This window comes from Bradyrhizobium iriomotense, assembly GCF_018129405.1.
Taxonomy (GTDB): domain Bacteria; phylum Pseudomonadota; class Alphaproteobacteria; order Rhizobiales; family Xanthobacteraceae; genus Bradyrhizobium; species Bradyrhizobium iriomotense_B.
In genome coordinates this window covers 22,008-33,691 of record NZ_JAFCLP010000001.1, presented here as the reverse complement: position 1 = coordinate 33,691, position 11,684 = coordinate 22,008, and the positions used below count along the sequence as shown (strand labels likewise).

The window sequence follows — 11,684 nt, the reverse complement described above, 5'->3', positions numbered from 1 at the left end:
GCCCGAAATTGCAAGGGAAGGAGCATAGTAATGACTGCCCAATTGTTGATTTATGAAACCGTTATTCCGTTGTCCGCCGCGCGGCATCGCGGCTGCGCAGTCGAGACGGCCAGGAATTACGGCTTCAGCAGCAAGACCAATTCGGTGCCTTTGATGGCCGTCGAGTTTCCTGCTGCCGCATCGGAATATGCAATCGTGTTCGCCGGCACCAAGGACAACGTCATGCCGGCCGTCATTCTCGGCGTCCGAGACAGCGAGAACCTGTTCCTGTCGCAGGATTCCAAGTGGGACGCCAAGTACGTCCCGGCTTTTCTCCGCCGCTATCCGTTCGTGTTCTCGACCAGCTCCGACGGCGAGAGGTTCGTCCTCTGCATCGACGAGGCCTATTCGGGATTCAACCGTGACGGTCGCGGGCAAAAGCTGTTCGATGACGACAGCAAGCCCACCCAGTATGTTCAGAACATCCTGACCTTCCTGCAGGAATATCAGACCCAGTTCAACCGCACCCAGGCCTTCTGCCGCAAGGTGCGCGAGCTTGATCTGCTCGAGCCGATGCAGGCACAAGTCGAGCTCGCCTCGGGCGAAAAACTGTCGCTCGCGGGATTCATGGCGGTGAACCGGGAGAAATTGAAGGCTCTGCCCGGTGAAAAACTTGCCGAGCTTGCCAAGACGGATGAGCTTGAGCTGCTCTATCTTCACCTTCAGTCGATGCGCAACTTCCAGGCTCTTCCGTCGCGCCTCGCGGTCGTGAAGGGGACAGTTCCGACGGCGAGCGGGCCTGACGACGCCGCGGAGGCGGAAGCAGGCGATCGCCTGAATGGGGCGAGAGCATCCGCCTAGAGAACGGATCACACCGTGTCCCCGTGTGATTGCGACGCCTCAGTGGCGCTTCCGTCGCGCGCGCCGCGATGCTGTCCGTTATTGCAGCATCGCGGGCATAGCTCCGAGAGCGATCAGTAGCCATGAGCACTGCGTCCCCGATCTATTCCTTTACCGAGGACGCAGCGCGCGCCGAATCGATAGCTTGGGCGAAATTCTCGGCGGCCAAGGACAGTGCCGAGTTTTGCGCGAGCTGGCTCGCAATCCTCTGCATGCAGGTCGAGCGGGTCGGCGGCGGGCTGCTGCTACTGGGGCCCGACAAGGATGGCAGCTACGTGCCGGCGGCGGTGTGGCCCCACCCTGGTCTGGACATGCAATATCTCAGCCCGGCGGCCGAACGGGCTCTGACCGAGCGCCGCGGAATCGTGCTGCCCTCGGAGGGACATGGCGCTCTGCGCGAGCACCACGCCTTTATCGGCTATCCGATCGAAGTGTCCGGCACCCTGCACGGGGTCGTCGTGCTCGACATCGGGCCCGGCCCGGAAGCGGCGCTGCAGCGGGCTTTGCGGCTGTTGCATTGGGCAAGCGCCTGGCTGATCGACCAGTTCCGCAAGGGCGCGCTGGAGGAACGCGACGCGCGGCTCGCGCGAATGGGACTCGCCATGGATATCGTGGCGACTGCCATGCAGGAGCGCTATTTCTCGGCGGCGGCGCTGGCAGTCGCCAACGAACTTGCGGGACGCCTGGCGTGCGACCGGGTGAGTGTGGGGCTCGAGCGTTCAGGCAGCGTTGAAGTCAAGGCGATCTCGCATACCGCGACCTTCGACCCAAAAATGGATCTTGGCCGGCGCATCGGCAACGCCATGGACGAGGTGCTTGACCTCGACGTCGCGCTGGTGTTCCCCCCACGCGACGATGTGGAGCGCGCGGCACTCGCGCACGCCGATCTCGCGCGCGAGTACAGGGATATTGCGGTCTGTTCGGTGCCGCTCACAGACGGCGGGCATGCAACCGGCGTGTTGACCCTGGAACGGGCCGCGGGCGAGCCGTTCGACCTCGAAACCATCGAGCTGTGCAAGACGGTTGGCGCGCTGCTCGGTCCGATCTTGAAGCTCAAGCGCGAAAGCGAACGCGGCGTTCTGCGACATGCCGCGACCTCGTTGCACCATGGTATGGAGCTCTTGTTCGGACCGCGCCATCCTGGCGCGAAGCTGATCGCGCTTGTGCTGGTCGGCGTCGTCCTGTTCTTCAGTGTCGCGACGGGCACGTATCGTGTTGCGGCAAAGACCGTGATCGAAGGAGCGGTCCAGCGGATCGCCGCGGCACCGTTCGACGGGTATATCGCACAAAGCTTCGTCCGCGCAGGCGACACCGTGCATGCCGGGCAGGTGTTGTGCAAACTCGACGACCGCGAGCTCAAGCTTGAGCAAATACGGTTGTCATCCGAGCGCGAGCAGCTCGATCGCAAATATCGGCAGGCGCTGGCTGCCCAAGAGCGCGCGACCATGACGATCCTCCAGGCCCAGATCGAGCAGGTCGATGCCATGCTGTCGCTCGTCACCGACAAGCTCGCTCGCGCCACGCTGCTGGCTCCCTTCGATGGCGTCGTCGTCGCGGGCGACTTGCACCAGCTGCTCGGGACGCCGGTCGAATTAGGCAAGATGCTGTTCACGGTCGCGCCATTGGACAGCTATCGCGTCATCCTGCAGGTCGAGGAACGGGACATTTCCTACGTCAAGCTCGGTCAACAGGGCGAACTCACCCTCTCGGGTATCCCGCATCGGCGGATGGACTTCTCGGTCGAGCAAATGACGCCGGTCTCGACGGCCCAGGAGGGCCGCAACTATTTCCGCGTCGAGGCGCGGCTCCACAATGCATCCGAACGGGTGCGACCCGGTATGGAGGGCGTTGGAAAGGTCGATGTCGGCGAGCGCAAGCTGATCTGGATCTGGACGCACAATTTCGCGGACTGGGTCCGCCTGTCGATTTGGAAATGGCTGTTCTGATTGCGAGGTCATGGTGAACGCGCCGTTGCTCAGCAATTGGTGGTATCGGGTCGCAGCGCGAAAGCCAAAGCTGCGCTCGCATGCGCGATTGCATCGGCACATCTATCGTGGCGAGGTCTGGTACCTGTTGCAGGACCCCGCTTCGTCGCGGGTGCATCGCTTCAGTCCTTCGGCTCGGCTGATTGTCTCGCTCATGGACGGGACGCATTCCGTCGAGCAGCTGTGGGAGCTCGCGAACAGGCACCTCGGCGAGGACGCACCCAGCCAGGACGAGCTCATCCAACTGCTGGGCCAGCTGCATGCCGCCGATCTGCTGGAAAGCGATGTTACTCCTGACGTCGCCGAGCTTTTTGCTCGCAGCGAGCGCGAGCAAAGGGCACGCCATTTGCGGTCCTATGGCAATCCCATGGCGATCCGCATCCCGCTGCTTGATCCGGATCGGCTGCTCAATCGCTGGGCGGGTCTTGTACGCTTCGTTTGGAGCGGCTGGGGGGCCATCGCGTGGCTGGCAGTCGTGCTTCCGGCCTTCATTCTGGTCTGGCCGCATTGGCCGGAGCTCAGCCACAATTTCAGCGACCGCGTCTTGGCGATCGACAATCTGTTCATCATCTATCTGGTCTTTCCGGCGATCAAGGCGTTGCACGAGCTGGGGCATGCCTCCGCCACCAAGGCCGGAGGCGGGGAGGTCCACGATCTCGGCATCATCCTGCTGGTCTTGCTGCCGGTCCCCTATGTCGAGGCGTCGGCGGCGACGGTTTTCAGGTCCAAGTATCGGCGCGCGCTTGTCGGTGCCGCCGGGATGGGGGTCGAGCTCTTCGTCGCGGCGATCGCGTTCTATATGTGGCTCCTGGTCGAGCCTGGCTTGGTGCGGGCGGTCCTGTTCAATGTCATGCTGATCGCGAGCGTGTCGACGCTGCTGTTCAACGGCAACCCGCTGCTTCGCTACGATGCCTATTACATCCTGGTGGATCTCATCGAAATTCCAAATCTGGCGGCGCGCTCGTCGCGCTACTGGGGCTATTTGATCGAGCGATACCTGCTCGGCGTCTCCGATCTGGAGCGTCCTGATGCTTCCAGCGTGGAGCGGGCGTGGTTCTTCTTCTACGGCTTGGCTTCGACCGTCTACCGCATCATGGTGACGATCTTGATCGCGCTGTTCATCGCGGGGCAATTCTTCTTCATTGGCGTTATTCTTGCCATCTGGGCGGTGGGGGCGATGGCGATCCTGCCCGTTGCAAAGGCGGTGCGGCATCTCGTTGAAAACCCCCGTCTGCGCAAGCATCGTGCCCGGTCTATCACGATCGCGGCCGGTCTCGTGCTCGGCCTGGCTGTCTTTCTGCTCGCCGTCCCGATGCCCTATTACTCCAACGTGGAGGGAGTGCTGTGGCTGCCTGAAGAAGCAATGGTGCGCGCCGCTTCGAATGGCTTCGTCCATGAACTTCTGGTCACGCCAGGAACGCAGGTCGCACAGGGAGATCCGCTGATTCAGAGTCGCGAGCCGACGCTCGTTGCGCAGCTGCGCAGGAATGAAGCCAAGGTGGCGGAGCTGCAGGCCGAGTATGCAGCGCAATTCGTGTCGGATCGCGCGAAAGCGCAGATTGTTCGCGACAAACTTGAACTCGAGCGCGCAAATCTGAGCCTCGCCCGTGAGCGCGCGTCCGACCTCGTGGCTCGCGCGCGCAGTGATGGCGTGTTCGTCGTGCCGCAAATGGTCGATATGCCCGGCCGCTATTACCGTCGGGGCGAACTCCTCGGCTACGTCGTCGGAAACACCACGCCGCTGGCGCGTGTCGTCGTGCCGCAGGAGGCGGTCGACAGGGTGCGCATTACCACCGATCGCATCCAGGTCCGTCCGGTGGACCAGCCGCGCCTGATTTTGGAGGGGCATGTGTTGCGTGCGGTGCCCGCCGGCGGCGAATACCTGCCCAGCGCGGCACTGGGCGTGGAGGGTGGTGGGGATTTCGCGATTGATCCGCGTGATGCGAAGGGGCCGAAGACGCTGCAGCGGACCTTTCAATTCGACATCGAGCTTCAAGGTCTGGAGGCGGTGGACCATTTCGGCCAGCACGTCTTCGTTCGGTTCGAACATCGGATGGAGCCACTGGCGGTGCAATGGTATCGCGGCGTCAGACTGCTATTGTTGACGAACTTCCATGTCTAAGAGCGTTATGGAACTCGATCACCGCGACCTGGCGGTTGGCCGTCCCTATCCGGAGCGCGCGGACCGCGAGCCGGCGGTCCACGATCGGGTGGCCGAATATCTGGCGAAGGGTCTGATCGGACGCGCGTTCGAGGGGCTACGGGATCCCGTTCGCGCCTTGATGCCTATCGTCGAGTACACCGCCGCACATGAGAACGCCCTGCGGATCATGAGCGACGAAGAGCTGCGTCTGCAGGTGTCCGGTGTCCGTGCGAGACTGCGGAATTCGGGCTTCACGCCGCCTCTCGTTGGCCGCTGCTTCGCGCTGGTGCGGGAGGCGGCGTCGCGGACCATCGGTCAGCGGCACTATGACGTCCAGCTGATCGCAGGATTCGGACTGCTGAAAGGCAGGCTGGTGGAGATGGCGACCGGAGAAGGCAAGACGGTCGCTGCGACACTGCCTGCGGCGACCGTGGCACTCGCCGGGTATCCCGTGCATCTCATCACCGTCAACGATTATCTTGCCCAGCGTGACGCAGGCGAGATGAGGGCGCTTTATGAGTTCCTGGGCCTGAGTGTGGGGGCCGTGGTGCAGGGCATGCCGAAAGCCGAGCGGCGTCGCGCCTATGCGAGCTCGGTGACATATTGCACCAACAAGGAGCTTGCATTCGACTATCTGCGCGATCGTGTCGCTCTGGCGCACCGAAGCAGCAGCCTGCACCTCTCGCTCGAGCGGCTGCGCGGCAGCCTGCAGCGTGACGAGGATCTCGTGCTGCGCGGGCTCTATTTCGGCATCGTCGATGAAGCCGACAGTATTTTCATCGATGAAGCGCGCACGCCGCTGATCCTGTCATCGTCGACGGGGGCCGGCGAGGAAAGACTGCAATGCGAGCAGGCGCTCGAATTCGCAAGCGGCCTTGCTGCGGGCGAGCACTATGAGATCGATCTCGCAGAGCGAAGTCTGGCGCTGACCAAGGAAGGTCGTCGGGAGATCGGCAGGCTGGCTGAGGGGCTGCAAGGCGTCTGGAGTTCGCATCGCGCTCGCGAGGAGCTTTTGACGCATGCCCTCTCTGCGATGATGCTGTTCAACCGCGATCAGCACTATGTCGTCATCGACGGCAAGGTGCAAATCGTGGACGAGTCGACGGGACGCGTGATGCCCGACCGCTCCTGGGAGCGCGGCCTGCATCAACTGATCGAGGTCAAGGAAGATTGCGAACTGACAGAGCGGCGCGAGACGCTCGCCCGCATCACCTATCAACGCCTGTTTCGTCGCTACATTCGCCTGTCCGGAATGACGGGGACCGCTCGTGAGGTCGCACGGGAGATCAAGTCCGTGTACGGACTCGATGTCGTTCGCATCCCGCTGAACCGGCCCTCGCGGCGCCGCGTGGCGCCTCCTCTGGTCTGCACGACCCCGGCTGAAAAGCTGCGGATCATTGCCGACAGGGTGGAACGGCTGGCTGTGGCCGAGGGCAGGGCGGTGTTGATCGGCACGCGCTCGGTCGGGGCGTCCGAGGAGATCAGCGCCGCCTTGAATGCACGTGGCATTGCGCATGCGCTTTTGAATGCGAAGCAGGACCAGGACGAGGCGGAGGTGGTCGCGAGGGCTGGCGAGCCCGCGCGCGTGACGGTCGCGACGAACATGGCGGGTCGCGGCACCGATATCCGGCTTGACCCGGGCGTTGCCGCGCGAGGCGGCCTGCATGTCATCCTGACCGAGTACCACGATTCGCGGCGGGTTGATCGCCAGCTGTTCGGTCGCTGCGCACGACAGGGCGATCCCGGCAGCTGCGAGGCTATCGTTTCACTTCAGGACGAGGTGTTCATGATCCATGCAGGATCAATGACGCGCCTGATTGCGCGACTTGTCGGCAGCCGGATTCCCATTCCGTTGCGAGTCTACCAGTCGTTGCGTTGGCTGGCTCAATTCCAGGCGGAACGGCGACATGGCTATGTGCGCGTCCAGAATGTGAAGCTGGATCGCCGGCTCGACCGGGTGCTTGCGTTTTCGGGGAGGGGCGAATGAAACGAGCTCGAGCATTTCTCGCCATTCTGGTCGTCTCGGTCGCCGCGGAAGCAGGATGTGCCAATGCGCAGGAGAGAAGACCGGAGGGGCAATTCGACTGCCTGATCCAGCCGAAGATGGTGCTCAAGCTTGGAACCTCCGTACCGGGCCTTCTGAGCGAGATGCTGGTCGACCGTGGCGACATCATCAAGAAGGGTGACGTCGTTGCTCGCCTCGAATCGGGCGTCGAGCAGGCGGCGGTGTCGCTGGCGAAAGCCCGTGCCGAAAACGAGGCGACGGTTCGCTCGAGCATCGCCAAGCTCGAGTTTCAGCGGCGAAAGGACGAGCGATCCAAGCTGTTGCGCAAGAATGACTCGGTCTCAGCCGCGGTTGCCGATGAGGCGGAGACGAGTGCGCGGGTGGCCGAACAGGATGTCGAGGAAGCGAAGGTCAACCTTGCCCTCGCGGCGCTGGAAGTGGCTCGCGCCAACGAAGTCCTGAAGCTGCGCACCATCCGGAGCCCGATCGACGGCGTGGTGGTCGAGCGCAAGCTGGGCCCGGGCGAGTATGCGTTCGACCAGGCCCATCTGCTGACGGTTTCGCAAATCGATCCGCTGCTGGTTGAGGTCTACGTTCCGCTCGGCCAGTTCGGAAAGATCCGTGTGGGTGCGTCGGCAGAGGTTTATCCCGAGGAGCCGGTCGGAGGCAGATACCCCGCGCTCGTGACGGTCGTCGATCAGGTTTTCGATGCGGCGAGCGGGACGATCGGTGTTCGCCTTGAATTGCCAAATCCGAACTACGCGCTGCCCGCCGGGCTCAAATGCCGCGTCCGTTTTCCCGGCGTTGGCTGACACTGATATCGAGAGGGTCAAGAAATCTGCTTAGTCCATTAGCAATTCCCGAGACCATGCGTCTATCGAACTGAAAAGGCTGCAAGATGCTGGAAGGTACGATCAAGACATATCACGGCGACAGGGCATTCGGCTTCATCAGGCCGGATTCCGGCGGCACGGACATCTTCTTTCACCTCAAATCATTCTCTCCCGGCCTCACCCCCGAGGCCGGTGCCCGGGTGAGCTACAACCTGGCTCCCGATCAGCGGTCCGGCAAGCGGCAGGCCGTCGGCATCCGGGTCCTCGCCAATGCCCATAGCGCGCCTGTTCTGACGCGCTATGTGAGATCACCACGTCTGCCGCGCTAGCCGCTAGCCGCTCGGCTGCAAGCTCTGCGCTCTGTCATGTTGCGAGGAACATCATGCTCGGTCGCCTTCGAAAGCTCGTCTTCCACATTCGACACCGTACCCCCGCAGCCCGCTTTTCCGACAGCGTTCGCCGCGTGAACCGCCTGGTGCGCCTCATGTCCTTGATGCAACGACGGCCTCTTCGCAAGGCCGGGCAAGACTGACGATGCCGGACGATTCCGACAGAGGCAGCATTGTCGAGCGGGAGACGATCGTTCGTCGACTGTTGCGGCGCGCAGCCGGACGAGCGGGTCGCCCGCAACGGCCGGCACCAGAGGTCCCGTTCGGCCGCGAGAACGACCCCAACCTTGAATTTGACGAGCGCCAGATGGGCACCGAATTGGGGTGGCTGCTGGGGGCGTTGTCCGTTTTCCTCGTTGTCCATGCTGTCTGGACGAGGCTCGGCGCTTCATAGGCGGGCCGCGAGGGGGACAGTACCGCTACGGGGTTTCACGAAGCGGGAGAATCGGCTTAGCTCCGTTCCAAGCGTGTATCCGTAGAGGGATTGACGGAGCAGCGTTTGGACGATCTGGAGCGCAAGATTGAGCTGCTCAAGAAGTCGCTCGCAGCGACATGGAGCAGTCTCGCCAAATCCTCCAGCTCTGCTGATGACAAGTGCCAGATGCGCGCCCAGGCAAAGCGCTGCAGCGAGGAGCTGAGGCGCTGCCTTCTGGTCGCCGAGGCCAAGCATACACGCGAGCACGCCAAGGCCCTGTCCGACCAGGACGGCCGTACGTTGCCGAAGCCAAACTTCCGTTTCCTCTTGATCGGGGCCGCAACAGAGGCGGCCGATCCGGGATAAATAATCCCTTAAAGGGGGAAACCTTCCAAGCCGCATCCATAAATCGGCTTTAAAATGCAAGTGCGGACCGATTTTCGGTAATTTACGTTCGTATCACTGTCGTAATCCCAACGCGCCGCGAACAGGTTGCCGCCGACCACGCTCACTCGTTCGGATGGCAGATCAGCCGGCGAGGATGCTCCGTGCCGAGCTCGGAAATCAGATAGGCCGGAGCCCGGCTTTGCTGAAACAGGCGCTCGGCCAGATCGCCGTCGCAACGCTTGATCTTGGTAACGTAGTCGCACCACTCATTGTCTCGGGGCTGCCGCAGCCGGGGATCGAGGTCGGGGCAGGGCCTCTCGTCGACCAGGTACGCGGTCTGTCCGTGCGCGCCACCGGCGGAAATCCAGAAGTAAACGAGAGAGCAAACGATAAAAACCGATAAACCGAAGTAAATGCGCATGCCTGCCCCCAGCCGCCCAGGGATTCAGCTTCTCCCAAGCCCGGCGGAAACGCAAGGTCGCGGCTTTCGGGATTAACACCAAAGAGACTGCCGCGGCGGGCTATGCTAGTCTTCGCCGCCCGCGTAATTTGCGGTCATGAGCTTCCTGTTTCTCGGGAGGAATTTTTATGAAACAAATGATTTTACCGGCGGCGTTGCTGTCATTCTTTGCCCTCTGCACCGGTGGCACCGCAAACGCGCAGCGAATGCAGGAGATCGTCGCCACCGAGACGATCGAGCTTCGGGCCGAGCAGGCCCGCACCTTCACGCTGGATCAGCCGGTCGCCAGGTTCTCCCTTTCCGTCGAGGACATCGCGCAGGTCATTCCGGAAACCGATCGCGTCTTCACGATCCGGGGCCTGAAAGCCGGTCGCGTGATGATGACGGCCTATGCTGCGGATGGTCAGGTGGTCCACCGCTCCAACATCGTCGTGGACCAGACCCAGGGGCTGGTGAAAATCTATCGGGCGGACGTCAAGGACTATGTCGGCTTTTTCTGCACCAGCCGCTCGTGTGGTCGCGCCGATCCCGACGCCAAGCCGCTGCCTTACGGGGCGACACCGGAGAGCCAGCAGCGGAGCGACGGCAGCACCGCCGCGCCGCCAAGGGAGTCTCGGTGAGGGATAGACCGGTAGGGCGGCGGCGCTGGATGCATAGGCATTGGCGCCTGCGGCCTGCTGCCCTTCGGAAATTCGGACCCGCGCTGGCGCTTACTGGCAAGCCGGCAGGCGGTGATAAATCAGCATAGTCGGCCATGCGACTTCCGGCCGCGTCTCCGCGCCAGCCGGGGTCTGCCGCTTGCTTTGGCCATATGCGCGGCTGATTGCCTGCGGCAGGTGCAATTAACCCGCATTTTAACGGGATTCCGCCGCTTTAAATGCCTGCGTGGCCGAGTTCCTAACCGTAGTCTTCCGGGCGCCCCGAGTAAGGTTAAAAAACGATTAGCAGGTGACAACTTTCGGGCGAAATATTAGAATTTTAGTCAGTTGGCGAAAATTTGCCTGCCAACGGTAATGGTCAGTTAATCTTAGTAAAGAGGGATTTTCTCCTATGTTGAAGTATTACATCAAGACCACCGAAGCCCTGAAGAGCCTGCGTGACAACAAGGACGGCGTCGTGTCGTTCGAGTACGTGATCGTTGCGGCGTGCGTCGTCGCCGCTGTGGCTGCTGCGTTCGGCACCACCACCGGTACCGGCATCGGTGCTGCACTGAAGAGTGCGATCGACGCCATCACCACCAAGGTGACTACCGCCGTCGGCTAACACGGCCGTCTGTCCTAGTGGGGGGCCATTGAAGTGCGCCCCCCACAATTCTGCAGCATTCATTTCGTGATTTGGACTGGTTCGACTTCAAAACTTACCTTCGAGAAGAAGGGATATTCCTTTGTTGCGGCATCGATCAGGGGCCATCAACGCGTTGAAGCGTCTGCACGTGGACAAGGACGGCGTTGCATCATTTGAATATGTGATCCTTTCGGTCTGCATCGTCACCATCGTTGGTGCCGTATTCAAGGCCGGTGCAAGTGGTCCGATCAAGGATGTGCTGACGAATGCGATGAGCACGATCGGCACCGCTGTCAATGCTGCCGTAGGAGGTTGATACCGGCGTCTGGGCGGGGACATCGGCATGTACGACTACCCTTTCTAACTATTGCATTTAATGAGTTTGAGGCCGCGTTTCATGAGTTGGATTGCTTCCATAGCCTCGATTCTGGAAATCCTGTTGTTGCTTTATGTCGCAACGCTCGATGTGGCGACACGATTGATCCGAAATGAGATCTGCCTGGCGCTGGCGCTGCTCGGGATCGCCAGTCAATTGGCCAGCCCGATGCAAATCGCCGAGTCGCTGATATCGGCAGCGATCCTCTTTTTGCTGCTGCTGGTCGTCTACACGCGGCGATGGATGGGCGGCGGCGACGTCAAGCTGCTGGTCGCCCTGGCGGTTGGTCTTCCGCTGATGGGCCTCGTCCAGTTGCTGACCATCACCGCGCTGGCCGGTGGCGTTCTCGCTATGGCGCATCTGGTGATGCGCAACCTGCCATATCCCCGGCTTGCGCCCGCCGGATCGTCGTTCGCCCGCCGCGTTTACGCCATTGAGCGCTGGCGCCATTTGCGCCACGCACCATTGCCTTACGGAGTTGCCATCGCTTGCGGCGGCATCTGGGCCATTTTCAGTCGAGGATTTTGA

The 11,684-nt window shown here is 62.0% G+C and carries 12 protein-coding genes; 11 read left to right on the top strand and 1 reads right to left on the bottom strand.

Going from position 1 to position 11,684, the window contains the following annotated elements; translation table 11 throughout:
* Positions 1 to 30: 30 nt before the first annotated feature.
* The 7 genes from JQ592_RS00180 (at position 31) to JQ592_RS00150 (ending at position 9,015) form a co-directional block, all read left to right on the top strand.
* Positions 31 to 840: a SapC family protein gene (locus JQ592_RS00180; RefSeq protein ID WP_211400915.1), complete on the top strand. Its 810-nt coding sequence runs from the start codon at positions 31 to 33 to the stop codon at positions 838 to 840.
* A gap of 251 nt (positions 841 to 1,091) precedes the next feature.
* The gene (locus tag JQ592_RS00175; protein ID WP_211400914.1) at positions 1,092 to 2,825 is read left to right on the top strand and encodes an efflux RND transporter periplasmic adaptor subunit; all 1,734 of its coding nucleotides are present in this window, start codon (positions 1,092 to 1,094) and stop codon (positions 2,823 to 2,825) included.
* 10 nt (positions 2,826 to 2,835) lie between these two features.
* Positions 2,836 to 4,986 carry a peptidase M50 gene (locus tag JQ592_RS00170; RefSeq protein WP_211400913.1) on the top strand — a complete coding sequence of 717 codons (2,151 nt, stop codon included), beginning with the start codon at positions 2,836 to 2,838 and terminating at the stop codon, positions 4,984 to 4,986.
* A 7-nt stretch (positions 4,987 to 4,993) separates the two neighbouring features.
* The gene (locus JQ592_RS00165; protein WP_246820068.1) at positions 4,994 to 6,994 is read left to right on the top strand and encodes a preprotein translocase subunit SecA; all 2,001 of its coding nucleotides are present in this window, start codon (positions 4,994 to 4,996) and stop codon (positions 6,992 to 6,994) included.
* Positions 6,991 to 7,824, top strand: a complete 834-nt coding sequence (locus tag JQ592_RS00160; protein WP_211400911.1) for an efflux RND transporter periplasmic adaptor subunit — start codon at positions 6,991 to 6,993, stop codon at positions 7,822 to 7,824. The genes JQ592_RS00165 and JQ592_RS00160 overlap by 4 nt, the downstream gene beginning before the upstream one ends.
* Before the next feature lie 86 nt (positions 7,825 to 7,910).
* Complete coding sequence (locus JQ592_RS00155; protein ID WP_211400910.1) at positions 7,911 to 8,174, top strand: cold shock domain-containing protein; 264 nt, start codon at positions 7,911 to 7,913, stop codon at positions 8,172 to 8,174.
* Between the two features lie 559 nt (positions 8,175 to 8,733).
* The gene (locus JQ592_RS00150; RefSeq protein ID WP_211400909.1) at positions 8,734 to 9,015 is read left to right on the top strand and encodes a hypothetical protein; all 282 of its coding nucleotides are present in this window, start codon (positions 8,734 to 8,736) and stop codon (positions 9,013 to 9,015) included.
* A gap of 142 nt (positions 9,016 to 9,157) precedes the next feature.
* On the opposite strand, the gene JQ592_RS00145 is transcribed toward JQ592_RS00150, so the two are convergent.
* Positions 9,158 to 9,457, bottom strand: a complete 300-nt coding sequence (locus JQ592_RS00145) for a hypothetical protein (protein ID WP_211400908.1) — start codon at positions 9,455 to 9,457, stop codon at positions 9,158 to 9,160.
* A 167-nt stretch (positions 9,458 to 9,624) separates the two neighbouring features.
* On the opposite strand from JQ592_RS00145, the gene JQ592_RS00140 reads away from it, so the two are divergent.
* The 4 genes from JQ592_RS00140 (at position 9,625) to JQ592_RS00125 (ending at position 11,684) form a co-directional block, all read left to right on the top strand.
* A complete protein-coding gene (locus tag JQ592_RS00140) occupies positions 9,625 to 10,116 on the top strand; it encodes a pilus assembly protein N-terminal domain-containing protein (RefSeq protein ID WP_211400907.1) in 492 nt (163 codons plus the stop codon).
* A gap of 430 nt (positions 10,117 to 10,546) precedes the next feature.
* Positions 10,547 to 10,759 carry a hypothetical protein gene (locus JQ592_RS00135; protein ID WP_211400906.1) on the top strand — a complete coding sequence of 71 codons (213 nt, stop codon included), beginning with the start codon at positions 10,547 to 10,549 and terminating at the stop codon, positions 10,757 to 10,759.
* 169 nt (positions 10,760 to 10,928) lie between these two features.
* Complete coding sequence (locus JQ592_RS00130; protein WP_349630431.1) at positions 10,929 to 11,096, top strand: hypothetical protein; 168 nt, start codon at positions 10,929 to 10,931, stop codon at positions 11,094 to 11,096.
* An 81-nt stretch (positions 11,097 to 11,177) separates the two neighbouring features.
* A complete protein-coding gene (locus JQ592_RS00125) occupies positions 11,178 to 11,684 on the top strand; it encodes an A24 family peptidase (protein ID WP_211400904.1) in 507 nt (168 codons plus the stop codon).